Raw genomic sequence first — 26,832 nt, 5'->3', positions numbered from 1 at the left:
TAGTGTGAAAGCCAGCTTATGCTTTCAAATACGTCACTTCAAATGCCTTACATAACCGACACTGTTGCAGGCGATTACCAAATGAAAATGCCTCGTTCATTTCGTAATGCTGGAAAATGTCCAAACCACGATCAAGCAGTATCTTCCAACCGTGATCCGTTACGATATGACGTGCGTGGATGCCTTCTCCTTGGCCAAATCTCCAACAGAACCGAATGCCTGTGTCGGCACACTCTGACTTGATCATCTCAAAATATTCCTGTTGCTGGGCACCCTTAAACTCATCTTCCACTGTGACTAAATTCACCAACACTTCTTTATCATTCGACCTGAATTTTACAATGGTTTCCAATAACTCCATTAGGTTTCGGGTTTGGTAATACAGCCGCACATATGGATCTGTGATCGTAATTGTACTCGCATCTTTAAGGTATGCGCCAAAAAGCAGATCGTATGAAATTCCACGCTGATTCTCTCCATAAGAGAGGTGCTGCTCTTTGAGAGCTGCTGACACTCCCCTCTCTAGCTTCTCAATCGGTGGCGCTGCCTCAGCTTGGTCAGAAACATCACTCACGCCCTTATGGTAATAATTTGGATACGCCTCTTCTTCCAAAGTACGCACAAAATGCACCCCACCGGATCGGTCGGTGTAAGAAAAATGCACATCAGCATAAGTGCTGTCCATGCGCATCAATTGATCCTTTACCCGTTTTCGACCCTCAATCGCTATCTTCAATAACTCTTCAATCTCTTCTGTTGTAACACCACCATGAGGATAGAGTATCTTCATCAAACCCGAAAAGGTCTTATGAATACCTTCACGATCACGGGTCGAAATTTCAGCAGAGAGAGTAAAAAAATCCTGATAACGATCTGAGTAATCGTGATTACGCAGCGAGCGCAGAATCTCAGCCAGATAATCAACAACAAAACCATAGCCATTAGAAAACATCTCACCACGAATAATATCCACTTCCCAACCAGGAATATAAAAATGGAGCCGATCAAGAAACGCAGAATCATGATAGGACTCAGGCAACTCATCAAACAGATCGCTGTGTTTCAACATATAAGGCACGGTGTGCTGAGTATTACCAACAAACACCATCGATGCCTCAGCGCCTAAAGTCTCTACCCCTCTGGAGAATGACTTGTTGGCCATGTAGTTTTTCATAATATCCACAAGTGCTTTATTCGCTCGCTTCTTTTTACCGGCAAACTCATCAAACGCAACGCAATCCCAATAGCCAACCAGCCCCAATTTCCCCGTTGAATTATTAACAAACAATTTAGGCACCGTCACCTCACCCCCAGAGATCAAAATACCATGAGGGGAAAACTCAGAATAAATATGGGATTTACCCGTTCCCTTAGGCCCCAGCTCCATCAAATTGTAATTTCGCTCACAAAACGGAATCAAGCGAATAATTTGGGTGAGCTTACTACGTCGCCCCATCAATTCAGGGTTAAAGCCAATACTTTGTACCAGCAAGTCAATCCACTCATCAATACTGAATTTTCTACGAGCATCAAGATAACCCTCATAATCAAAATGAGAGAGTTGAATCGGCTTTAGCGTCACCAACATCCAAGGTGTAACGCCTTTATCTTCGGTGAATTCATAATCAATATCGGCAATACACCAAACACCGCTAACTAATAATTTGGGATGAGATTTTACGGTTGCCGAATCAACCAACACTTTTTTAATGCCAAGATTTGAGAAGGCAGCTTCATACACATCCAGTGTTTCGTTTAAGGCTACACTGATTTTATCAATAATTTTATAGTGACCTTTCTCCTTAATTATCGAACGAATCAGACCGGCTTCGTTGCGATGCACGTAGTGCTTTCTCAGGATCTCTTTAACGGTTTCAATGCCTGACTGAATCGAATTTTCATCGTTGGTCGCACAATACTGTCCAAGAAGGTACTCAAGCACATAGGAAGGAACAATCGCATTGCCCTTAACGATTTTCACCAGATCCTTACGCACCACCAAACCAGGAAAACATCTGTTTATTTTATCATCGAGGAGACTCATTCACAGACCACCCTAAAAATCGAAATCACTGGTAAAAGAGCGCCGCACCAAATAAGAGAGCGATTTGTACTCTTTGTAATGCGAAGTAGCTGCCACCTTTTCTTCCAATCGCAGCGTAATCCTCTGCCCGTTCACCTCATCGGCTTTTCGGCTCAAGACAAAACGCACGTTTAACTCACGCTCTCTTGAGTTGGCGGAAGCCAGATCAAAAACAAGCTCATGTGAATCTGAAATCAGCACCCCATCAGCCGTATACAGACCCACTCGCAAGGTTCTAGGCCGTATTTTATCCGTTAACGCTTCACGCTGATAAAACACCACCGACACCTGATTCGTGGTGATCACCGACATGTCCCCCCGTAAAATATCCACCTCCACCAACGACACATCGCTTTTACGTTTTTTATTGATTTTCAACACCGGAATAACGACTTCCTGCAACGAAGCGCCGCCATGCACAAAGCGGCTGCCAGCACCTTTAACCCGCAAGCGGTTAATCGATTTGGGTAGATGAACTTCCATACTGCCCGTCAAACCCAATTCAGCTGAGCTAAACATTTTCAGCTCCTTCACGCGCTGCAAGCCTCTACCCAAAACAAAACGTCTATTACGATAGAGAACCTGCTCTCCTTCCACTTCTGCCACGGAAAAATCACTCTCTTCCAGCGCTTTATTCTGATAAAGAAAGCCATGATCCGCAGTCAGTACAATATTACTGGCATTGGCATTCGCCAGTTTTTTAATCATCTTAACCAGCTCGTTCAGCGTCTCTTCAACCGCATCAAACACCCGCTCTTCCGAATCTCTGCAATCGCCCGTTTTATCAATCAGATTGTGATAGAGATAAACCACATCATGATCACTCACCAGAGCACGGCAATCACCCTGATTCAGCGCCACAAACTCATCGGCTCGAAGCGCCGTACCCCGCTGCTCAAGCGCCTGACTGAGAATCTTAAGCCGATTAGCCGTTCCCATCGAACTCTGCCCATCAACGCTCACCTCCCCCGTACCTTTATCCATCAGTTCCAAGGTTTTATTCGGTAACAGAGCCGCCATACCCAGTTGGGTGTAACTGGGTAACATTGAGAGCGCGGGTTCAAGATCAGCCTCAAAACGATCCTCTTGACGTACCAAGCTGAGCAGTTCATCCGCAATTTCATAACGCAGCGCATCGGAGATAATCACATAGACTTTTTTACCCTTGGTTAGAAAAGGCTGTACAAACCGACTGAAAAAATCTTTTTGCAACGTAATCGGTGGCGCGCTCCAGTGCTGAGCAGCATCCAGCTGCACTTGCCAACGATCATTGAGAGTCAACAAATAATTATTTGAATAGAAATTTTCAATCTGCTGGCTAAGTTCCTCCATTAACGAGCGCTTATCAGAACAGCGTACATGCCAGATAAACTTTCGATACAGTTGATCAAGGCGAAACCACGTTTGAGCGTACCGCTGAATGCCATCGGCCAGAGATTCCATCTGTAACGTAACCTCATTCAACACGTGAATGAACTGCGCCGCGTAATCCACCGCTGCATAAAGATGACGATACTCTCGATACCAATGCCCCTGTCGTCGCTGACGCACCCACAACGTGACCTCACCTTGAAGCAGCGTTCTGCTCGCCACCCCCTGCACCAACTCAGTGATTATCTTTTGATCAATCAGCCGAAAATAATCCAGCCCCATCAGGCTACGAAAATCCCTGCTGTCGAGATCCTGTTGAATGGCCAACAGATCCGCACATTCATCGGAGAGCGATTCAAAACAGCCTTCATATTGACGGCTGTCTTTCCAGCGTTTCAGCAACACCAGAGCATCTGAAGTCAGCAACACCTTCCCTTCGGTGCTCATGGCATAGCAAGATTTGAACAGTTGAATAACAAAATCGCGGATGCCAGCACTGTCGGAGTGATAGCCATAAATCCGCTGCATCTGCTGCCAAAGAAAAACATCCAAACCACAACGCACCATCAAGGTAAACTTTTCCTCTCTCCCCTCTGCCAGCTCAGCAAACAGCACCTCCAGTACCGTCTCCAAATGTGGCTCCGCACCCGCGCAGACCGCCAACATCTTTAACCGAATCACAGCCGAAGTATCAGCGGAGGTCAGCAAGCGTTTTAAACTCTCTTTACGTTTAATTGCTTTAAAAAATTCAACATGAGCCTCCAGTAATTCAGAAAACTCCAACCCCAGTTCCAACTCACTCAACCATAAACCGACCTGATCAGTACGAAACTCACCTTGAGAGAGCTGCACATCCAGTAGCCAATTATCAAGATCTGCTGGCGGAGATCCTTCACGATAAAGCAGAAATTTCTGTTTTGGCTCTTGGCGTAACAGACGGTATTTCACCGAAAATTCATTGTTAAGCAACTCTAATTTTGTGATGTCAGCCAGCTCAAGTGCTTCAAAGTCAACGCGCAGTTCTTGCTTAACGTCGTACCAAAAAACAATACGGTGACGCTGAAAGAGTTTATTCAGTGCCTGTTCAATTCGATTACTCATGCTGCTGTACGCCGAAAAAGGTATTTAATCACCGTCCAAAACTCTCCATATTGCCCTTGTGCATCATATTGCAAATAACCTGTAACAAAATTTTGGAACTCACTCTCCGTCAAATCATCAAGAAAAGGAGCGATTACCGCAGCTCGCAAGGCTCTTAATTTGGGTATATCTAACGCCAAATGAGAAATGGTTTCACTCGCCGCATCATCACTGGAAGTCATCGGCTTAATACCACCATCACCTCGATACGAAAACCGACCTTCACACTCCGGCTCCAACGGTGAAACCAAAACACCTTCCTCAAACCAAGCCCCTTTGGAATTTCCACAGTGACGTGGTTCCCCTCGTCGCAATTGACTCTGGCAAGAGCAGAGCATATTAGCAAAATCCAGTGGGTCAACATCCGGCTCGCTTTGCGGCCTAAAATGTTCAATGTGAGAATCAGCCTCACTTAAGCGACGTTCACAATAACAGCAAAGTCCTCCCTGCTCTTGAATCAACGCCTGTTTTACTGCCTGCTTTTCCACACCACCAAGGTTGGCGTAACTCGGTTGCCACGCCTCACTGACTAACGCTTTCCAATCGGTAAAAATTTTAGGCTCTGATCGCTTTCGTACCCACTTCATTTGCCAATAATCTCTTTACGCCGCATCAGCATCTCAGCTTTCACCAACTCAGGATCCGTTCCAATTTCACTAATCAGTTCTGAAATAAGTACTCGTGCTTCAGAAAAACACTCTGTATCAACCATTTCAAACAATCGCTGTAACTGCTCCTCAACCTCATCCGGTCGAGTGGTCACTAACCCCATCAGATCCTCCAAAACCCTCTCAACTGTTTTTCCATAAGACTCCCCTGCTTTTTCTGCCACCAGCCCCTGCTCTGACTGAGAGAGAAGAAACAGACTTTCTGGATACACTGCTGTCACCACATGAGGCGAGTGAGTCGAAACGATAAATTGGCAGTTGGGGAACACCTTAAGCAGACGCGGCATGATCATCCTCTGCCATTTTGGATGAAGGTGCAGATCAATTTCATCAATTAACACAACACCTTCACCTTCCAGTGGCTTCTCCCGGGCTGGGTTGGCAATGGCCATCCGACGTGCCAAGTCACCCACCATAGCCATTAAACATTTCTCACCATCAGAAAGCTGGCTGAGGCTTAGGCGTTTGCCTTTTTTCTCAACCTCCATCCGCAGTGGACTGCGCCGAACAGTAAGGTTACAAAACTCAGGCATTAATCCCGTTATCGCTCTGCGCACCGTCTCTAATTGACGATCAGGAAAAACGGCTTCTGGATCAGAACAGATGCTCTCTTGATCCCTTCGGAGTTCATTTTCCAGATCTTCTCGTTCACGAAACCACTCAAAAAATTGACGGAAACTGGCACCCCCAGCCAAAGCGTCGTCGTAGGCAGCCAATAAACCAAAACGATGTTTTGCTCTAATACGCAGAGGAATGTCCAAGACCGCACGATTCACGGGGTAGTACGCCATCAGAGGAAGATTGACCTGCTCACGGTTGGTACTGATCTCCTCCTGAATCTGTTTAACGACTTCGGTCATCTCCTTCAGGTTTGAGATGCGCTTTTGCCTGCTGTGCCCTTCTCGTACCTGCACTCGGCTCCAACTAAAATCATGCCCTCTAATCTGAGCAATAAGCTGCAAATCAACGTAGGATGCGCCATTTTGAATATCATCGTTTTCAATTCGGTTCCCCGCTTTGCCCTTAATTCGGTTTGTCATCCAAGAGAGCAGTAATGCGGTGGCATCCAATACGCTTGACTTACCCGAACCATTAACACCAACTAAAACATTCAAGCGTTCATGAAAAACGAGATTCAATGATGTTGCCCCTCGAAAACCCTGAATCTTTAGTTTTTTTATTTTCATAGTGAACTAACCTTTTCCACTCAATCCAGCGATTTTTTTCAACGCTTTACCAAATCTGTTGTAATTCACCTTCACCCCATCATCGAGATCAATTTCCAACTGTTTCGTGGCCAGTGGATAGAGTTCGTCGCGTTCGTACTCTTGCAGTTCATGGATTGTCTTGTTGAGTTTTTCAATCTCTTTCAGTGCTTTGGTTTTTTCACTGCGGGTGGCGCTGGCGCTGATGCTGACGGTTTCAAGGTGGTTTTTACGCTGGCTCAGTTTGGTGCTGAATTCACGCAGGTAGTCGTTGAGTACCACGCTGACGGTGTCGGGTCGATAACGGTGCATGTAGATGAGCGCGTTGAAGCTGCCTTTGGGTGATGAGAACAACCAGTAGATGGGGCGTTTTTTGTAGCGTTTCACATGGTCGGGGTAGAACGATTTAAGAAAATATTTACGGATGTCTTTGCCGATGGCCTGCTCGATGAACTTGAGGTTATCCTCAAAGTGCTCATCGCCAAAGGTGACGCGCAGGAATTTGAAAAAACGTTCGGTGATGTCGTCGCTGAACCAGTCGCCATCGAGAATCGGGATGACATTATTCTCATCTACCGCAAAGGACGGTTCGGGAATCTGCTTTAGGTAGTCGTCGAGGGTTTCGCCTTGGTTGGCGAGGATTAAGCCTTCTTTATCAAGCGAATAACGGCCAAACATGCAGCCGACGGCGTAGGAGATAAACTCCTTCATCGTATCTGCCAATAGCAGGGCTTCCAGCTCTTCATCGGTTTTTTTTGCCGCCATAACGATAATGTGGGTTACAGGTCAGGGTGATCTCTTTTAGCGGGACTTCGGGAGTGAGTTCATCCTGTAGGCCGTAGGCTTCGATGAAGATGCAGTTATTTTCTTCTTCGAGGCGTTGCATTTCTTGGGTGGTGGCTTGCCAGTCGCTGCGGAGATTATGGTAGGTGTCCTTCAGGATTGGCTGTCGGTTTTCGGGGTTCAGGAGCGGCATATTAGTGAAGTCCCAGGAGGTTTCGTAGGCATTCCAATCAGACTGCGAAAATGTAATAGCAGTTTCAATAATCCTCCTAGAAAAATTCTGGGTTGAATTGATAATTGGCAACGATGCTATGTTACCTATTTGGTAGTGCAATGTTGGATTTAAGACTGATAAAAAATGATTAGAAAGTTTTGAACACAGAAAACCTAGAGTCATCTTTACATTTTCATCATCTCCAAATGCACATGGGCCAGAATTATCATGCAATGCACCCTCTCCAGAATATCGAGCACTAAACCGTGCAGAAGTAACATCAGACCATGTTAATGAGTTTTTTCCTTAAAAATTTTTCGTTCCGAATAGTGCTTCTGGAAAAAGATTTTATTAATTCTCCATTGTTTTCCCAATTAACAACATAATAATTGTTACCAAACCATTTCCTAAAACCACCTCCTTTATTGTATCTAAACCATCGTCTCGATACATCCATATCTACAAGTGAATATTTAAATGTGATGTTTGACTTTATTGGCTCAAACCAAAACCTTAAAAAAGCATCATTACTTCCAGTATCAATTCCTTTTTTAGGCGGGGTAATATTACTCATGAGTGCACCCTTCGAAAAACAATGAGCAAGTGCATGGCTCACCCAATACGCCACCGGACTCCCCGGTATCTTCTTAAAATCCTCAGCCGAGGCTCGAAAGAAATACTGTTCCATCTCTTTTTCGTGGCTTTCATTTTTTTCGTGATTCATTTTTTATTCCTTTCAGCGCCAGTCGGTACCGCTGCAACCGACTGTTAGGTTTATCGGGAAGAGTCATCAATTCCGTGCGGCTCATCCCCATTTTCAGGGCAGAGAGCAGTGTTTTGACTTGGGGGGGGGCTTTGATTGAGCGCCTGATAATAGTCCTTCTTGCCCAGTACGACAGCGATTTCGGCCTTGGAGAGTGGGCTTAGGTGAGGATAAGTCGCGCTTAAACTCCAGAGTTTTTCTTTCGGACTTATTAAGTATCTCGTGAAAAGGCATACTCTATTTTCCGGCCTTTCTTGCGGCTTGAATTATTTCAAGACATTTTGGCCCTTGAAGTGCTGCACCTTTAAAATCAGACAACCGAACATACCCAGCTCGATAAGATGGGTTGTGATTATTTTGCACAGTTAAAGGTACAAATTGGCACCGTTGCTCCATCAAAACCAGAGTATTCCAACTGCACCAGTGAAGTGATGGTCTTCTGGTCAATCAAAAAACAGCGCAATTTTTCATAAGATGAAATAAACATCCAAACAAAAGGTGACATAAAACCGAGCTGACCTTTCGGTAAAGTCATTTCAGTATTTCGCACAATAAAAGCTGAAAATAGATCGGACTTCACATCAGGGTAGTTTTCTTTTAACCACTCACCCAACCGCCCATTCATCCCCTTGCTCCCCATGTATGGCGGATTGGCAATCACCACATGGTATTTAGGGCTTAAATAATCAGCCTGCTGTAAAACGTGCAGCACTTTTTCATGAGTTGGTTTGAGAAACAACTGATCAGAAACATCCTTGGTTTCCAGCAGCTGCACAACCCCCTTAACATCCGTAAGCACAGGCCGAATCAGCGAACCGAAATTATCCACCTCCCCAAACTGACTCAACGTCGCTTGCAATGACTCGGTAAACAAATCTCGGCCAATAAAATCCATATACTCCGACAACTCATCCTCAGCAAACCGAACTGGACTCAACACACAAATGTTCGGCCTCACCTGCTTACGGAAAAAACGGCGCTGCTTCGCCCGCGCCTTCATACTCAAAGCAAAAGCCGCTAACGCCCCTGCTCGCCCATCAATCTCAACCCCAAACAGATTTTTTGTCAAAATCTTCTCAGGAATCTCAGCCGCGTCATAACCCTCTTCCTCATACATCGCATAAAGCAGATCAAACGCATAAGTGAGCATATGCCCCGAACCACAAGCCGGATCACACACCTTAATCTCCTCCACAGACTCAATCTGTAAAACGTCCTCTTCCACGGTTTCAGGCTGAATGTAATACGCCATCTGCTCAGCCAAACGCGACTCAGGACGATTCAACATCCAAAGACGACCAAGGGAGTTTTCCACCAAATAACGCACAATCCAATGCGGGGTAAAGAGCTGCGTCGCTGCCGGAATGTTCTCTGGAGTTATTTTTTTATTCTTCTTCAGCGCATCAAACACCGCATCCTTCTTCTCAGAGATGTAAAACTGATAGAGCCAACCGATCACCTCAACATCGTCACAGACCTCCGCCGTCATCGCCTTACGGGTCTGCGCCAAAATAGACCCCTCCGAAAGCAGATCCTCTGGCATCAACAGCTCACTGTAATCATCAATCCGCTCAAACAAAAAAGGCATCGCCTTATGGTGGCCGTTACAAGCCGCCACCAACAACAAACGATACGCCTCAGCCTGAGGGTTCTGGCTCGGCGCTGTACCGCCCAATAAAGCAAAAATGTTTGCCCGTATCGACTCATCAGACACCACACTCTCATCTATGTGTCCCATCTTCGCCTCAGCCAAAATTTCCGGCTGCGTACCGCCCTCCGCTGGCGACACCAGACCAATGCGGTTGTAACGATTCAAATCCATAAAACGCAAGGCACAAAAACGGTTAAACCAAACGTAAGCCACCTGCTCCACCACCACCGCCTCATCGCTCAGCGCAATTTGATCCTCCAGCTTTTTAACCGCAGCCGCTTGCTCTCGTCGAGCCGCACTTTCCTTTGCCAACACCCGCCGCAACGTATGTGAAACCTGCTCCATCAAATTACGACGGGAAAATTGAGCGAATTTTTTGAGCTGTGAAGTGTTCAAAATGAGAGCCTTGCAATGTGATTAAACTGAATATGGTGGGGAGAAGAAAGCTTTAAAAATCGCTCAGGGGCATCATCGTTCATCACTCATCCTCACCCCACATGATCTCCTCTTGAACTCGATTCATCTCATTGATCGTTTTATCAAAGCTGCGAGCGTCAATGCCCAACTCAGGGCTGATCTCTGCCGCTACCAAAGTCAAGCATCGCTTGCGTCTTTTTGCCCCATCCAACATCATCAGCTGCTCTTCAGCAATGTACACTCGCACTTTGTCAGGCGACATAAGTTCATCTTGCTTGTACCCCTCAGCTGCTGCAATCGTCTTTAAGTACGTCTTCTCTTGCTTGAGCATAATCAGAGTATTTAACTCTTTAACGATGTAATCACTGTGTGTTGTGATGAACACCTTTATACCCATGTTCACCAAACGAGAGAGCAGCCGTGTCACACGCCGCTGATTTTCAGGGTGAAGATTCAGCTCCGGCTCGTCGATCATTAACAAGTCACCTGGCTGAGCCACATGCCTTAAATAAAAACCGATGTCCAACAATGAGCGTACCGCGCTGGAACTCTCCTCCATCGTCAGCTTTACCCGCTGACCCTTGGGTATGTAGTAAAGCTCATCATTTTTTGTCACCACATATTTTCCACCGATAATATGGGCAAAATCAGTCAAAATATCGGGGTGGTTTTTTGCAATAAAACTCTCTTTTTTTACCAAACCCTCAAGCTGTCGAGTAAAATCCACATTGCTCTTTACCGGCAAGGCATAATCAGAATAGACCTTGGCGAGCAGCTCAAAGGGATTGATTTCCTTCTCAATTGAATTCATCTCTTCAAGCAATCTGTTGCGCGCAAAATCAAGCTCTTTTCTAAAAATCGCAGCTCCGGTTCGCTCTGCACTGGCGATGAAAGGGGTAGGAAAAACATCGCTGTACACAATCTCTTTTAGCACATCAGCAATAATTTGACCGATCAACTCCACCGGAACTTTTACACTCTCTTTTTCAACAATCAGAGAGATCGAAACCGTCGCAGAGTTCTCCTTTTTCAAAATAGAGAGCAGCTGAGTTTTAGCCGCGCCAAGGGTACGTTTGAACTGAGAGACCGGCTGAATCCCAGCCTCTCCCAGTGCCACGCTAAACTCACTCTCTTTAAAATGTTCAACTGAAGCGGCAAACACACGAGACAATTTTTCGGTAAACAACACGCAACCCCGCTCTAAGGTCTGTTGAGCGTCATCCAGATAGGGCTGTATGTTCAGCTCAACAACCCCATCATTCAGCAGTTGATTCACCTCAGCCTCTTTAACTTTGATCGAAACCACCTCGCGCCAGAACGATAAAAAACCGAATACCGCATAAGTTACATAGGTCTTACCCGTGTTATTACTGCCACAAATGATCGTTAAATCACCAAGGGTAAATTCAGCCTGTTTTATTGCTCCCAAATTCTTGATGGCAATCTTCATGATTTCCCCCGCCGCCCATTTCTGTAAACATCACTCATAATTCTTTAAACCTGAACCCTGCTGCCCTTCTTGATCTCAGACAACAAGGCGCTACGCAAATCTTTTAAATAATCATCCACATCCAGCTCACTTGCCAGCCATGCCTTCTCAAAAGAGAGCGCAATGTTTCGCACTGAAATGTACTCAATCCGAGGCTTAGGCTCATCTGGAGGAACAGAACCAGACACTGCGGCTCTTTCAGATCGCGGTTTTACTGTTGCCATTTCGATCATCTTAGCAAGCAAATTTTGATAACCCTGATCCTCAAAATAGCGCCTTTTATCGTTGATCACAGCAATCAAAGTTTGCTCGCTCAAGTAGCTTATTAGCTCTTGAAAAGTCTGATCTAACTCAACGGTCCTCACCTCTGGCAGTATTTTATACTCATCCATGCTCTGCATCCGTGACTGCATCACCTTAAGACGAGTGCTGGCTTGGTCACGCACCTGCTCTACTTTTTGCCTGACCTTTTCCTCCAGCTGATCCAACTTAATTTTTAACTGCTGAATTTGCTGGCCTTTGAAACAAGTGGCGTTATTGAGCACGGAACGAATCTGCTCCAGTTCACCGCCCTCAATGTGGCTAAAATTCGAATCTTGTTTACGAATAAAGCGGCTTGCCCGAGCGTAAATATCGGCTTGTGAGCCAGCCATAAAATTACGCAGCGGATCAATTAACTCTTCTTTAAGTCCCAACAACTCATCTTCACGCTTGATCAAATCCGTTAAATACCAGTTATACGCATTGCCACTGATCTCTGTTAAACACTTTACCACCGGCTGCAAGGCCTGCAAAAAAGGGTAACGCTCCACTTTTGTTAGAAGCTGCTGTAACTCATGGATCAATTTTTTTAACTCTGCACTCATTTCATGGGCCAGCTCCTTAGCCTCTTCACTTTTGGCTGGCGCGTCAAAAAAATCTTCATAAAATTCTTTCAGATTACGCACCTGAGAAGGGCTGAAATCCACTTGTGATTCAAGCACCACATTGGCCTGCTCGCGGCTATTGAGCAACGCTTTCTCTAACGGCTCATCCTCTAAAACAGCGCCCTCTCTGCGCACCTCCACTTTTCCTTTAGCACAGAGCTTCGCTAACGTGCAGAGAATCGCTGCGGGAGACCAACCATAGGGTTTACACTCAAACTTTTCCAACAAAGCTTTAAGCGTTGTTCGACTGCCAGCGCGCTTATTGCTTTGTATGTAAGCAAACAACTCCTGCTCTGATTCTGCCAAGGCAGCAAGGGCTAAGTTTTTCTGCTCGGTTTGCAAGTGTTGTGTAATATCCCTTTCCCTAAAGGCAGCTCCTTTCAACATACTCAAATTCGGGTAGATCTGTCGAAGCAAGGCTTCAAAACCAAGCACAATGCGTGACTGAGCCTCCTCTCCTCTGACCTCAACATTTCCCCCATTAACAATCATTTTAGAGTTGCCTAACAACGCTTTGATCCTCTGCTGAAGATCAGCGTAACGCTCTTGATTCTGAGCCGCTTTGCTCTCAAGGATTCGCTTAACAATCTCCTGCTGAGTAATCGAACTGTTCTGACGAATGTATTTTTCCGTCTGTTTATAGAACCTAAGCTCGCGCATAAGACGATCATCGGGCGGCATAATCACCATCAAATCAGCACGTCCCAATGTCCACCCACGCAACGCATCTGTACTTTCAGCGTGCTCATGAAACGGAGTGATGACATTGATCGCCAACTCATACTCGCGGCCATACAAACGGTCATCCAACTTACGTGCGTAAACGTAATCGTGATTATTTTCGCTGTAACGAATCTTCCGATGCTTGATAATGCGATCAAACACCATTTTCTCAAGCTCATCGGAGAGATCGCTCATTTCAACTTCGGTATGTTTAATCTCCTCCTCAACGTCTTTCTCTTCATCGGTCAAGTATTCATACTGCTCACCATTACGCTGAATGTAAGTCTGCTGCTCCAGTAAACTAAGCGCTTCTTCTAAGCTTTCACGCAACTTGGGCAGATCTTGGTTAAAATCATCCAACATTAAAACCGACACGTTACGTGCTGTTGCCTTAAACTCTTTGACGTATTTAACCAAAAACAGAGCCTTTAAAACCCGTATGGCAAAAGGATCAGCCAGATGATTTTCGGCTTGTAGAATGGCGCGCTGAATTTGCGCCTTCACTGCCGTTCGAATGCCTTCAAACATCAAATCAAAGGTAGCAAGCTGCCCCACACGATGTTCTGCAATGTGTACCGCCACCTGCTGAAAGACACCCAGCATGGAACGCTCACCAACGGAGCGGTGCTTACCCTCAAAGGCGTTATGCAGTGAGAGATTCTGAATGGCTGCCTGAAACAGAGAAAATTGATAAGGGATAAAAGGATAACTGTGGATAAAATGCTCTCTGTCAATAAAATTTCGATAACTCTGCGAGCCATCAGAAAAATCAAACAGCGTCTTAAAATTATTGGCTTGCTCATGGTAGAGATCAGAGAGCAAAGTGATGCCTTGCTCATTTTTGAGCAGCAGACGTTTTTGAATCACCTCAGCCACATCTTGGCTGGTCAGTTTCATACGGTTATTAAAACGCGCCTGAATCTTAGAAAAATCATTGCTCTCTTGTTTACCCATCTCACCAACAACAGAGCCCATCTCTTCCTGAGCAGTCACAACAAGCCAGGCTCGACCTCTGCATTTTGTCGCTAAGCTTTCAGCAATCGTTTGCAAATTCGTCATCAATTTAATGTTACCCGCGATGTACTGACCCACTTCATCAACAAAAAAGTTGAGCCGAAAGCCCTCCTCCTGTCGATCAATGTACGAAAAAACCTGCTCAGCAAAATCTTCAATCGAGAGGCGATAATCGCTACGATAGTGATCCAATATGTGGCTCGATGATTGACCGGTTACAGCGTTATAAGCTTCATCAATTTGAGCAGCCATACGCTTGGCACGCTGCCGTGCCCAACTCCAATCTCTGGAAGAGAGCGTTTTGAACTTTATTTTAAATTCTCCAAACAAACCATCTGCATCCAGCTCTCGTTCAAACTCAGCCACATAAGGCAGTTTTCCATAATAACCACACTCTTCATTAAACACTTTCACAAACACAGAGAGCAGGGCATCAATCTCTGTTTTACTAATAACATCCGCCTTTTGGTCAATATTAAATAAAATACTCCTAGAGGGAATTGAAACGGCTTTTTTAAGATCCCCTCTAAGAATCTCATTATCCTTGAAAACTGATTTTTCCAAAAAAACATCTAAGGCATATTTACCATCCACTTCATGGTTTTCCAGCACCAATGCCAGCATTTTCAGAAGATGCGATTTTCCTGAACCAAAAAAACCTGAAATCCAAACCCCATTAGCACCTTGATAATTATTATAAGCATCAAAAAAAACATCAAGCCGCTTTTCTACTTCATTCGTAACGACATACTCATCCAGTTCAAGGCGCAAGCTAGCATCGTCATCAGCTTTAATGACACCTTCAATCGCTCTATCAATAGGTTTTTGAAAAATACCTTTTAGTGTCATTATCACACTTCCTTTTTACGCTTCTAAATGAAAAATATTGAATGCTCGATAATACTTATCATCATGCAATCTACCAAACAGTTCCAGTGATGCGCCCGATTCTAAAGAGTGCGTATACTCCCCTGGAAAAAACATCACAGTCGGACTCAATTTTGCTATTTTTTGTAAATTATTGAGTACATTATGCGAACGAATATAGGGAAACACCTCCCCCACCCCTGAAATAAACATCACATGGAATTCAGATTCTTTCATTTTATTTTCAATACTCGGCGTGAGTACGGTTTCTATATCGAGCATGGATTGTAACTCTTCCTTAAGCTCCTCCTTTGCAAGTGACGACTCCTCTCCCAAACACCATTCCCAATCTCCCTCTTGCTTTAATATCTCCACCACCAAGTCATACAGATCTATTTCTAGCACCAAAACGCCCTGTTTTGACAATTTATTGATAAGCTGTTTTTGCATGCGCACCACATCAGTAGCCTCTTCTGACTTATAAGGGCAGATAAAAAAAGGCACTTCATTACCCAATCCCTTCCGTTGTAAAAAATGCTCACCGCTCATCACACTCAAAAGATGACGGTAACGCTCCCCTATGGAAGCCCTACTTAAATCAATATTCATCAAGCCAACCTTATAATGTCGTGTTAATTACTGGAAAAATATAGAGGTCTCGCGGTGAATGGTGGCCAATTATATTAATCAGTCGAGCACTCAATATGGCTGGTATCAGCTGATTATCCAGCGTCAACAAATCGGCTTCACGCAACATTTTAAACACGACTTGGCGCAGTTTATTTTTTGTTGTTTTAGTTAGTTTTTCCAACTCTCCATGCCAGACCATTTTTGCATGAAAAAACACATCATAATCTCCGTAACTAAGGTCATATTTAAGCGTAAAAAATCGTTCTCGAATCACCTCATCTGAAAATTCATAAATAAAACGATAACGCCGACAAACAGCCAACCAAAGAAGATAACCCTGTTCTTGCTGACTCCCTACAACCAGCAGATCTATTTCATTATGACTCAGCTGTTGCAACCGAGAAATTATCTCCGTGCAAGTCCGTTTAGCACTGTTTTCCGCTCTTGCTTGCAAAAGGTTGTGAACAAGTACCTCGCTACGCACCTCCGCCCAGTCACCTTGCTTTAAGTACAGCTCTGCAAGATTCAGAGATTCTTGACGAAGAAGAGCCGCAACAGTGAATGACATACTGTATTTTTCACGGTTCATGCTGAAAATAATTCCAGAGGGAATACACAAAAAAAGAGCAGCTTACAGGTCAACAACTGCTTTTTCTACCCATTCAAGCAGCGTCAATGGGCAATGGTTACTTCACTCTTTCGGCGGCGCAGGAGCCAACACCTCACGCACACCGCGCTCCGGATTGCTGCTCACCACCCCCGAGGCTTCCATCTCTTCCACCAGCCGCGAGGCGCGATTGTAACCAATGCGTAAACGCCGCTGCACCGACGAAACCGACGCATTGCGGGTCTCGGTCACAATGGCCACCGCCTGATCGTAAAGTTCATCTTGCTCGCCGTCGCTGCCCAAAGAGGCGCTGCTGGAGATGGGTTCTTGCAAAATTTCATCAATGTAATTGGCTTTGCCCATGCTCTTTAGGTGTTTGACGACGTTATGCACTTCGTGATCATCCACAAACGCGCCATGCACTCGAACCGGCTGCGCCATTCCTGGCGGCAGATAAAGCATGTCGCCGTGTCCGAGCAGATGCTCCGCGCCGCCCTGATCCAAAATGGTACGAGAATCAATCCGCGACGAAACCTGAAAGGCGATCCGTGTCGGTACATTGGCTTTGATCAAACCGGTAATCACATCCACCGACGGACGCTGAGTGGCCAAGATCAGATGAATGCCCGCCGCCCGTGCTTTTTGCGCGATGCGGGTGATCAACTCTTCCGCCTTTTTGCCCACCACCATCATCATGTCGGCGAACTCATCCACCACCACCACGATGTAAGGCAAATTTTCTAAAAACGGAATCGGTGCAGCCGGATCAAAAGCTTCTGAACGCTTGTAGGTCGGATCTTTCAACGGCTCACCGGCTTCGATGGCCTCCGTTACCTTACGGTTGTAACCCACGATGTTGCGCACCCCCAGAGACGCCATCAAACGATAGCGGCGCTCCATCTCCGCCACACTCCAGCGCAGCGCGTTGGCCGCCTCTTTCATGTCCGTTACCACTGGAGTCAACAGATGCGGGATGCCTTCGTAGACGTTCAGCTCCAGCATTTTTGGATCAATCAAAATCATCCGCACATCATTAGGCGACGATTTATACAGCAGGCTGATCAACATCGCGTTGACCGCCACCGACTTACCCGAACCGGTGGTACCGGCCACCAGCAGATGGGGCATTTTGGCCAGATCCGCCACCACCGCCTGACCGGAAATGCCTTTGCCCAACGCCAACGTCAGGGGCGACTCTGATTTTGCGTACGGCTCAGAGCCGACAATTTCACGCAAGCGCACCATTTCACGCTGCTCGTTGGGGATCTCCAAACCAATAGTGGATTTACCGCTGATGCTTTCCACCACCCGCACACTGCTGATGGAGAGCGAACGCGCCAAATCTTTGGCCAAGGAGCTGACCTTGCTCGCCTTGATGCCTGGCGACAGCGCCAACTCAAACCGCGTGATCACCGGCCCTGGATGCACCTCCACCACGTCAGCCGTGACTTTATAATCGGCCAGCCGCAACTCCAACAGACGCGACATCTCTTCCAAGGTTTCATCTGAATAACCTCGGGTCTCAACCACCGCCTCATCCAGCAGCGAAAGCGGCGGCAAACTCACATCATCACCGCTCTCAAGCACCGACAAAGGAACCACCATTTTTGCCACTTTGGGCACTGCGCTATCCGGCAACGGTTGTTCTAGCAACACCTCCTCGGGCAATTCTTCCTCGGGCAATTCTTCCTGCGGAGCCAGCATCACCACCGCGTGTTTTTGAGTCTCATCAGGCCCCTCAACCTCTGCGACAGGAGGCGGAGGCACACCCTCGACTTCGGCCTCACCCCCCCCCTCTGGCTCTGGCATCTTAGTTGCAGACTGATCCAGCGGCGGAGTGCGTGCTAATTCCGTGCTGGGCAAGTCCGACAAAAGCGGCTCCTGTCGAACTCGTTTTTTTACCGGCAAAGGAGTCTCTTGCGGCGCTTCAATAACGAGAGGCGAATCAACTTCAGACCTCGCTTCAGCAGCCTCATTGTGCTCATTCCCTTTTTGTTGCACCTGCTGCTGAAGCGCCTCGATCCCCTGTAAACTCAAAGCACCGACGCGATCTATAATTTTCAACCAAGAAAAACCAAAACAGAAGCTGATGTTGGCCAAAAAAAAGGCCAATAAAAACAGCGTCGCTCCCACCGCACTGACCCCCACCACCAGCCATTCACTCAAGGCATCACCCAGCAAGCCCCCAGCAAACACCCCCAGCGGCACACTGCCTTGAGCAGGGATAAAATGCATACTGGCCAAAGCCGCTCCGGTGACAAACAGCAGTAAAAATCCGATAAAACGCAGGCTAAACCAAAACGAAGGGGCGGCCTGATCCGTTTGACTGCGCAACAACATCCAGCCAATGTAACCCATAATAAAAGGTAAGCAGTAGGCCATATAACCGAACAGATAAAGCAGAATGTCCGCAAACCACGCCCCCACACGACCGCCCAAGTTGTGCAGCTCAACCACCTTACCCGTATGCGACCAACCAGGATCATGCAGACTGAAACTGACCAACGACAGCAACAGGTAAAGGCAGAGGCTCATCACCAGTAAGAGCCCGCCTTCGCGCAAACTGTAAATCAGACTTTCAGGCACAGCTCTGTTTGCTGTTTTTTTTTCTGTTCTGCTTTTTTTAGCGGCCAAGGGGCTTCTCTGTCATTCTGTTTAGGGGCACAAATCCAACCTCAAGCTGGGGTGAATCACCTCACCCGCAGCGATATTAACCGCGCGTTGCAAACCGTTATTCTGCATCCAGCCGTCATCAGCCAATTGGGTGACGTACGGCGTAATCGCCGCCGACAACGCTTGCGAGGCGGTCTGCGGCACCGCCCCTGGCATGTTACTAACGGCAAAATGCAGTACATCGTGGCAAAGGTACGTCGGATCTTGATAGGTCGTGGCGTGGGTGGTCTCAATGCACCCGCCCTGATCCACCGAAATATCCACCACCACACTGCCTTTTTGCATCGTTTTTATATCCGCATCACTGACAATGCGCGGCGCTCGTCGCCCCGCCAGCAACACCGCACCGATCAACAGATCGGCCTCGGCCACCGCTGCGGCAATGTCGGCAGCATAGGCGTATCGGGGCGAGACATTATGTCCGAAAAGGCGCATCGCCTCCAGACGTGCGGGCAAACGATCAAACACCGTCACCTCCGCGCCCAGTGCAGCGGCCAATTCAACGGCACTGCTGCCCGCTTGCCCCGCGCCCAGCACCACCACCTTGCCACGAGGAGTACCGGCCACCCCACCCAGCAACAGACCGCTGCCACCCATCGGCTGATGCAACAGATGTACGCCGCTCTGCACCGCGATCTTACCCGCAATTTGGCTCATGGGTGCCAGCAGAGGCAAAGCTCCCCCTGCCTCTTCAACGGTTTCAAAGGCAATCGCCGTGGCACCGATGGCTTGCAGTTCAGCGGCCAGTTTTGGCAGTGCGGCCAGATGCAGGTAACAAAAAAGACGGTGATGCGCCTTGAGGTGACGCAGGTCTTCTGTCACGGGTTCTTTGACTTTGACGATCAGCTCCGCCCGTTGGTACAACTTCGCCGCATCCGCCACCACCACCGCGCCTGCCTGTCGATAAGCAACATCATCGTAGCCGCTGAGCAGACCTGCGTTCTGCTGCACAAACAGCGCATGACCCGCCGCCACCAACTCAGCACAAGCAGCGGGAATCAGCGCCACGCGCCCTTCCATGATTTTGATCTCTTTTGCCACACCGATGTTACTCATGGTCTCGTTCCTAATTTGAAGAATCGAAACACCAGTATGCCGGTTAGTGCTTGCGCCTGCCAATTAAGAGATGCGCGTCAACATCGGGTAGGTTTGCCAACACCTCAGAAAACGTAACATCAGTTATTAAAGCACAACCACCATCACGCCTCGCTTGTCCCTGTATTCCCCTTTGCGTAACATACCGGCAACTTTTGCCACCGCACACCCACATTGGAGCAAACATCATGAGCGAAACCCAACACTGCCGACTATTGATCTTAGGTTCTGGACCTGCGGGCTACACCGCCGCCGTCTACGCCGCCCGTGCCAACCTCAACCCTGTGCTGATCACCGGCATGGAGCAAGGCGGACAACTGACCACCACCACCGACGTGGACAACTGGCCTGGCGACAACAACGGCGTGCAAGGCCCTGAACTGATGGATCGAATGCGCCAACACGCCGAGCGTTTTAACACCGAGATCATTTTTGATCACATCAACAAGGCCGAACTGACAGAAAAACCCTTTAAACTGAGCGGCGACAGCGGCACTTACACCTGTGATGCGCTGATCATCGCCACCGGAGCCAGCGCCCAATACCTCGGCATGGAATCGGAAGAAGCCTTTAAAGGCCGTGGAGTCTCCGCCTGCGCCACCTGCGACGGGTTTTTCTATCGCAACCAAAAAGTAGCGGTCATCGGCGGCGGCAACACCGCTGTGGAAGAAGCCCTTTACCTCTCCAATATCGCCTCAGAAGTGACCTTGGTGCATCGCCGCGACACCTTGCGCTCAGAGAAAATTTTGCAAGACCAACTGATGGAAAAAGCCGCTAACGGCAACATCAACATCGAATGGAACCACACCCTTGATGAAGTGCTGGGCGACAGCAGCGGCGTAACCGGCATGAGGATCAAAGACGTGAACTCCGGCGAGAGCAAAGACTTAGGTCTAATGGGCATTTTTATCGCCATCGGTCACAAACCCAACACCGACCTGTTTGCCGATCAACTGGAAATGAAAAACGGCTACCTAACGGTACAAAATGGCAGCCAAGGCAATGCCACCGCCACCAGCATAGAGGGTGTGTTTGCTTCCGGTGATGTGATGGATCATGTCTACCGTCAAGCGGTCACCTCTGCCGGTACCGGTTGCATGGCCGCTCTGGATGCCGAGCGTTACCTCGACGCGCTGGGCGACTGAGCTTGGCACTCCAACTGCGAATTATCACCAGCCTGACGGAAGTTAAAGCCGAACAGTGGGACGGTCTCTGTGACGAGGAGAATTTTTTTCTCAGTCACGGTTTTCTACTTGCTTTGGAACAGACCGGTTGCCTAGAGCCTTTTGGCTGGCTGCCACACTACTTTTTGCTCTGCGACGACAGCGACCAACTGATTGCAGCGGTGCCAAGCTACATCAAAACCAACTCCTACGGTGAGTTTGTTTTTGATTGGGCGTGGGCTGACGCGTATCAACGTTCTGGGCTGGAATACTACCCCAAACTGGTGGTCGGCTCCCCCTACACTCCTGTCGGCGGCCAGAGATTGCTCTGCGCGCCGGAACGGCTGCCGGAACTGCTGCCTGTGATGCAAAAGGCGCTGCTGCAATTTTGTCAGCAACAGAACATGACAGGGCTGCATTGGCTTTTTTGCACCGAAAACGAAAAAAACCAGTTTGAGCAGGTGGGGCTTTTCAGTCGTCTCGGTTGTCAGTACCACTGGACGAATCAAAACTACCAAGACTTCGACCACTACCTCTCTCACTTTGCCTCACGCAAACGCAAAAACATTCTTAAAGAACGGCGCAAAGTTAAAGAACAGGGCATCACCTTTCAACTCAAAACCGGTCATGACATGAATTCAAGTGAGTGGCAACAGGTGTACGATTTTTACAAAAACACCTTTGATGAAAAATACGGTACCGCCACATTAACCTTGGCCTTTTTTGAACACATTGGCCGTACCCTGCCCGATAATATTTTGCTTATTTTTGCTCAACACGACGAAAAAAACGTCGCCGTAGCGATCTGCTTTCGGGATAAAACCAGCCTCTATGGGCGTTATTGGGGCTGTTCGGAACAGTACGACAGCTTGCACTTTGAGACCTGTTATTACCAAGGACTCGACTACTGTATTGAACACGGGTTGCAGCGTTTTGAACCCGGTGCGCAAGGCACGCATAAAATCAGTCGAGGCTTTTTGCCCACAAAAACCCACTCCGCTCACTGGATTGCACATCCCCAGTTTGACAACATCATTCGTCAACATGTGAAGCAGGAGACACAGATGATGCTGGCGGAGTGTGATGCGTTGATGCAGAAGTCACCGTTTAAATGCGGGTAATTTAAGCAAATGTGATCCTGATCACACATCAACTAAAATATCACTATATTATTAAATTCTAATGTAGTAACGTAATTGCCAACGTAATCAACTACAGGCAATCAGATCATGAACTCAAGCAAACGACTCTGTCAGCAGGCACGCCAACTGTTACACAAAGGCGCGACGCTGCTCGACGTACGCGACCCAAACGAATACCAAGCGGGCGCACTGCCCAATGCCGTCAATCTGCCGCTGCGCTCCATGCCGATGGCTCTGGAACGCCTCGCCAACAACAAAGCCTATGTGATCTACTGCGGCACCGGCATGCGCAGCGCCCGCGCTCGTGAAATACTGCAAGCCTCCGGCTTCAACGACGTGCTCGACCTCGGTTCATATCAAACTCTACAACGCTGTTAAAAGGAGCTTTACCATGCAAAACAAACAACTGTTTGACCCCAACAGCAGCACCTACAGCTACCTGATTTGGGATGAAGAAACTCAAGAAGCAGCCCTCATTGACTCCGTACGCGAACAAGTGGAACGGGACAGCAAACTGATTCAAGAGCTGGGTCTGGATCTGCGTTTTTTACTGGAAACCCACATCCACGCCGACCACGTCACTGGCGCAGGCGAGCTGCGCAAACGCTTTAAGGCCAGGGTGGCCGTGCATCGCAACAGCCAAAGCACGTGCGCCGATCAACTGCTAGACGAAGGCGACAGCCTCACGCTGGGCAAGCAAACGATCAACGTTTTGTACACCCCAGGTCACACCAACACCGACATCTGCTACCGGATCGAAGGCGCGGTGTTCACCGGTGATACCTTGATGATTCGCAGCAGTGGCCGCACCGATTTTCAGTCGGGCGATGCGGGAGCGGCGTACGACTCCATCACCAAAAAAACTCTTCAGCCTAGAGGATAAAACCATCGTCTGGCCGGGTCACGACTACCAAGGCCTAACCCAGTCAAGCATCGGCGAAGAGAAACAGCACAACCCCAGACTGGCAGGCAAAAGCCGTCAAGAGTACATCGAGATTATGGAAAATATGGATCTGCCTAAACCACGTCACATCGCCGAATCGGTGCCAGGCAATCTGCGTTGCGGGATTGATAAGTCGTAAAACAATTTGCTAAAAATGTGGCGCAACTTTTGGATTAATCAGCACAGGGGAAAAACAGACAAGGAGTGTAAATCAGTGGTAAGCAAAAAAAAAACAGCATCGGCCACGGCATGTTGCTCTACGCCGTGCTGCTGATTTTACTTCTTACTCTGATGCCGTATCAATTTATCTGGCCCGATCAGGTTCAGTGGATGCTGATCGACACCTTTTCAGACGTGATTAAAAACCTGTTTCTGTTTCTCCCCATCGGTTTTTTATACGCCTTGGCGCACCCGCAATCGACTAATGCCCTCTACTCCAAAGCACTGCTGTTTGGTTTTTTGCTCAGTTGTTCTGTGGAGCTGTTGCAACTGCTGCTGCACAACCGCTACAGCACCGGCAGCGATGTGATCAGCAATACCCTCGGCAGCTTAATTGGTGTCTTTGCCTACCAAAAACTGCAAAAGCAGCTCAAAACAGACGATCTCAGCCGTCTAATGGCGCTGGAATACCCGCTGATGTTCGACATCTACCTGCTGACGTTTTTGATCTGGCTTAACGGCAGCACCCTCAGCGAAGAACCCTCTCGCTTGGCTCTGTTGCCCCTACTGGCTCTGCTCGGCGCACGTATTTTTGGCAGCGTACTCGCCTACCAAGCAACCCACACCCACCGTGCTCAACTGCGGCAGAAAACCTTTTTCATCACCCTACTCTGGTTTGCCATTGCTGCGGTACCGGCTCTGTTTCAGAACCCCTACTGGACGGGTATGGTGGTCTTGGCCGTGGCGTTTCTAGCCACACAGCAGCTGCACCGTTTACAGCTCAAACCTGCACCAGAACGGCGTTTTGAAATACGCACCTTAAAACCGGCCTTGCCCATTTTGCTGCTCTATCTTTTTCTGCTCACCTTCTGGCCACTGCATTTCAGCTCACAAGATTGGCACTTGCAACTGGTTTGGGCAGAGACAATGCCCTTCAGCGACGGCATTCAGTTTCGCATCATTGAACTGTTTGTGGGGTTTACGTTATTGGGGTTTTTCATCTCTGAATGTCATGGACGACAACAGATCTCAGCGCTGCAACAAGCGGCTTACCAATTCTCTTACTTGCTGCTCAGTCTGTTGACTCTGACTCTACTGCACGGCTTTCATCTCACTAAAACCGTGCAAGGGGTTGAGCTGCTTATTTTCAGCGGCGGTTATTTTTCTGGTCTGATGCTCTACCATCTGCAACAGCAACAGATCAAAGCCATTCTGTCGTTACAGAGAAAGTAAAGTCTCCTCAGAAAACCCATGACTCTCCAAAATACGCCGCAACCGTTTTAAGGCATCCATCTGAATCTGCCGTACACGCTCACGGGTCACGCCCAGCTCACGTCCCACCGCTTCCAAAGTCGCACGTTCATAGCCATGCAGACCAAAACGACGAATCACCACTTCACGCTGTTTCACTTCCAGCTCTTGCAACCAAGACTCAATATTGCAGTGTACATTTTCACTTTGCAGCAATTCAGAGGGATCAGGGCTGTGCTCATCGGGAATCATGTCTAACAATGGGCAATCACCCTCTTTGCCCATCGGCACATCCACCGAGCTGACTCGATTTTGCAAACCCAACAGACGTTTTACGTCTTTAACTGGCCGATCCAACATCTCTGCAATCTCTTCCGCAGTTGGTTCATGCCCCAACTCTTGACGCAACACCCGCGCGCTGCGCAGATAGATGTTCATCTCTTTAATAATGTGGATTGGCAAACGGATGGTGCGGGTTTGATTCATCAACCCCCGTTCAATGGTTTGTCGAATCCACCAAGTAGCGTAGGTGGAAAAACGAAACCCCCGCTCAGGATCAAATTTTTCTACAGCATGAATCAAACCCAAGTTGCCCTCTTCGATTAAATCCAACAAGGCCAAACCACGGTTCATGTATCGACGAGAAATCTTCACCACCAAACGCAAATTGCATTCGATCATTTTTTTACGCGCGGGTTCATCGCCCTTTTGCGCCAAACGCGAGTAATACTTCTCTTCATCGCCGCTCAAAAGGGGTGAGAATTCAATCTCTTTTAGATAGAGGCGCGTTGCATCGGCCTCCTGACGACTGGGTGCGTCGGGGTTTTTTACTGCTTGAGCTGCCGGTGCTTTTTTAGCCTTTGGCAAAACGCTGCTCCCTACTTTATCATTTACGTCACTCACTGTGATCATAACAACCTCCAGAGTAATTATGCCAATCGTGCGCTACTCACAGCACACAACCCGCCAAAATTTAAAAACACTAAAACATTCTGTGCTCTCTTTTTTCTTGCTTACCCTTACAGACGTGGCAGATACAACTCTGGATCAACCGGCTGGCCCTTTTTGCGAATTTCAAAATGCAATATGGCTTGTTTTTTACCCGCTTGATGTCCCATCAAAGCAATCTTCTCACCCCGTTTCACCCTATCGCCTTCACTGACCAAAAGACGGTCATTACGCATATAACCACTTAAATAACCTGATTTATGACTGATGAGCAACATTTTTCCATAGCCTCGGACAAAATTAGAGACCATCACCACACCTTCAGCGGTACTGCGTATCACCTGTCCCTTTTCACCTGCTATTTCTACACTTGACACCAACTTATTTTGAGGTTGAAATTTTTTGTTCACTTGACCATTCGTTGGCCAACTCCAATACACGCCGTCTTTCAGCCCTGCCGCCAATTTTGGTACAACCGGTACAGCTGGTTTTTTATCCATCAAATGCTCAACATCAGCAACATGAACAGAATCCACCTTTAAAGGCGTACTGTCAAATCCTGACCCTTCCTCAATAGCGATGGCGCTGGTAATAACATCAGGTTCAGGCTCCACCTCAATAACCGCCATTGGCGTTGAGATCGGCTTTGCTGCTGGCAAGACAAAATCAACGGGACGACGCAGTGTTAAACGCTGGCCAGGATGAATCGTATAGGGCGCATGCAACGCATTCCAAACAATGACCTTTTTAAAATCCAAGCGGTTACGCCAAGAGATGGAGTAAACCGAATCGCCACGTTCAACAACATACACCGCCGGATCAAACCGATCATCCAAAAAAGGCTTCAGCTCACACCCCACCAATAATAAACTCAGCGCAACCGCTATTATTTTTATCAAACTCATGT

20 protein-coding genes and 1 pseudogene are annotated in these 26,832 nt (G+C 47.7%); 5 read left to right on the top strand and 16 right to left on the bottom strand.

Features of this window, described 5'->3' with window-relative positions:
- Nucleotides 1–16 precede the first annotated feature (16 nt).
- From brxL to Q9O24_00210, 14 genes are all read right to left on the bottom strand, one after another.
- The gene (gene brxL / locus Q9O24_00275; GenBank protein MDQ7073627.1) at nt 17–2,044 is read right to left on the bottom strand and encodes a BREX system Lon protease-like protein BrxL; all 2,028 of its coding nucleotides are present in this window, start codon (nt 2,042–2,044) and stop codon (nt 17–19) included.
- A gap of 12 nt (nt 2,045–2,056) precedes the next feature.
- Entirely contained in the window at nt 2,057–4,555 is a 2,499-nt protein-coding gene (gene pglZ, locus Q9O24_00270) for a BREX-1 system phosphatase PglZ type A (protein ID MDQ7073626.1), read from the bottom strand.
- A complete protein-coding gene (locus tag Q9O24_00265; protein MDQ7073625.1) occupies nt 4,552–5,181 on the bottom strand; it encodes a retron system putative HNH endonuclease in 630 nt (209 codons plus the stop codon). Before Q9O24_00265 ends, pglZ begins: the two co-directional genes overlap by 4 nt.
- Nucleotides 5,178–6,449 (bottom strand): AAA family ATPase, encoded by a 1,272-nt coding sequence (locus tag Q9O24_00260; protein ID MDQ7073624.1) that lies wholly within the window; start codon nt 6,447–6,449, stop codon nt 5,178–5,180. Before Q9O24_00260 ends, Q9O24_00265 begins: the two co-directional genes overlap by 4 nt.
- Nucleotides 6,450–6,455: 6 nt before the next feature.
- Nucleotides 6,456–7,232: a class I SAM-dependent DNA methyltransferase gene (locus tag Q9O24_00255; protein MDQ7073623.1), complete on the bottom strand. Its 777-nt coding sequence runs from the start codon at nt 7,230–7,232 to the stop codon at nt 6,456–6,458.
- Entirely contained in the window at nt 7,210–7,698 is a 489-nt protein-coding gene (locus Q9O24_00250; protein MDQ7073622.1) for a hypothetical protein, read from the bottom strand. Before Q9O24_00250 ends, Q9O24_00255 begins: the two co-directional genes overlap by 23 nt.
- Nucleotides 7,699–7,744: 46 nt before the next feature.
- Nucleotides 7,745–8,188, bottom strand: a complete 444-nt coding sequence (locus tag Q9O24_00245; GenBank protein ID MDQ7073621.1) for a hypothetical protein — start codon at nt 8,186–8,188, stop codon at nt 7,745–7,747.
- A 391-nt stretch (nt 8,189–8,579) separates the two neighbouring features.
- Nucleotides 8,580–10,274 carry a BREX-1 system adenine-specific DNA-methyltransferase PglX gene (gene pglX, locus Q9O24_00240; GenBank protein ID MDQ7073620.1) on the bottom strand — a complete coding sequence of 565 codons (1,695 nt, stop codon included), beginning with the start codon at nt 10,272–10,274 and terminating at the stop codon, nt 8,580–8,582.
- 82 nt (nt 10,275–10,356) lie between these two features.
- Nucleotides 10,357–11,745 (bottom strand): ATP-binding protein, encoded by a 1,389-nt coding sequence (locus tag Q9O24_00235; protein ID MDQ7073619.1) that lies wholly within the window; start codon nt 11,743–11,745, stop codon nt 10,357–10,359.
- Between the two features lie 44 nt (nt 11,746–11,789).
- On the bottom strand, nt 11,790–15,296 hold the full coding sequence (gene brxC, locus Q9O24_00230; GenBank protein ID MDQ7073618.1) for a BREX system P-loop protein BrxC: 3,507 nt from the start codon (nt 15,294–15,296) through the stop codon (nt 11,790–11,792).
- Nucleotides 15,297–15,311: 15 nt separating this feature from the next.
- Nucleotides 15,312–15,923, bottom strand: coding sequence for a DUF1788 domain-containing protein (locus Q9O24_00225; GenBank protein ID MDQ7073617.1), 612 nt, complete (start codon nt 15,921–15,923; stop codon nt 15,312–15,314).
- A gap of 10 nt (nt 15,924–15,933) precedes the next feature.
- The gene (locus tag Q9O24_00220) at nt 15,934–16,533 is read right to left on the bottom strand and encodes a DUF1819 family protein (protein ID MDQ7073616.1); all 600 of its coding nucleotides are present in this window, start codon (nt 16,531–16,533) and stop codon (nt 15,934–15,936) included.
- Nucleotides 16,534–16,635: 102 nt separating this feature from the next.
- Nucleotides 16,636–19,137, bottom strand: coding sequence for a DNA translocase FtsK 4TM domain-containing protein (locus tag Q9O24_00215; GenBank protein ID MDQ7073615.1), 2,502 nt, complete (start codon nt 19,135–19,137; stop codon nt 16,636–16,638).
- A 69-nt stretch (nt 19,138–19,206) separates the two neighbouring features.
- On the bottom strand, nt 19,207–20,280 hold the full coding sequence (locus tag Q9O24_00210; GenBank protein MDQ7073614.1) for an alanine dehydrogenase: 1,074 nt from the start codon (nt 20,278–20,280) through the stop codon (nt 19,207–19,209).
- A 227-nt stretch (nt 20,281–20,507) separates the two neighbouring features.
- Between Q9O24_00210 and trxB the strand changes: the two genes are divergently transcribed.
- The 5 genes and pseudogenes from trxB to Q9O24_00185 all read left to right on the top strand — a co-directional run bounded on the left by trxB (nt 20,508) and on the right by Q9O24_00185 (nt 24,959).
- Nucleotides 20,508–21,464: a thioredoxin-disulfide reductase gene (gene trxB / locus Q9O24_00205; GenBank protein ID MDQ7073613.1), complete on the top strand. Its 957-nt coding sequence runs from the start codon at nt 20,508–20,510 to the stop codon at nt 21,462–21,464.
- 2 nt (nt 21,465–21,466) lie between these two features.
- Entirely contained in the window at nt 21,467–22,603 is a 1,137-nt protein-coding gene (locus tag Q9O24_00200; GenBank protein ID MDQ7073612.1) for a GNAT family N-acetyltransferase, read from the top strand.
- Nucleotides 22,604–22,711: 108 nt separating this feature from the next.
- A complete protein-coding gene (locus Q9O24_00195; GenBank protein ID MDQ7073611.1) occupies nt 22,712–23,002 on the top strand; it encodes a rhodanese-like domain-containing protein in 291 nt (96 codons plus the stop codon).
- Nucleotides 23,003–23,015: 13 nt separating this feature from the next.
- Nucleotides 23,016–23,706 (top strand): annotated as a pseudogene (locus Q9O24_00190) (MBL fold metallo-hydrolase).
- A 110-nt stretch (nt 23,707–23,816) separates the two neighbouring features.
- A complete protein-coding gene (locus Q9O24_00185) occupies nt 23,817–24,959 on the top strand; it encodes a VanZ family protein (GenBank protein MDQ7073610.1) in 1,143 nt (380 codons plus the stop codon).
- Here the strand turns inward: Q9O24_00185 and rpoS are convergent.
- Both rpoS and Q9O24_00175 read right to left on the bottom strand, forming a co-directional pair.
- Nucleotides 24,945–25,889: an RNA polymerase sigma factor RpoS gene (gene rpoS / locus Q9O24_00180; protein MDQ7073609.1), complete on the bottom strand. Its 945-nt coding sequence runs from the start codon at nt 25,887–25,889 to the stop codon at nt 24,945–24,947. The two genes, Q9O24_00185 and rpoS, sit on opposite strands and share 15 nt — an antisense overlap.
- A gap of 107 nt (nt 25,890–25,996) precedes the next feature.
- On the bottom strand, nt 25,997–26,830 hold the full coding sequence (locus tag Q9O24_00175) for a peptidoglycan DD-metalloendopeptidase family protein (protein MDQ7073608.1): 834 nt from the start codon (nt 26,828–26,830) through the stop codon (nt 25,997–25,999).
- Nucleotides 26,831–26,832: the final 2 nt, after the last annotated feature.

Source organism: Gammaproteobacteria bacterium (genome assembly GCA_030949385.1).
Classification (GTDB): domain Bacteria; phylum Pseudomonadota; class Gammaproteobacteria; order JAUZRS01; family JAUZRS01; genus JAUZRS01.
This window is presented reverse-complemented; position numbering and strand designations above follow the sequence as displayed.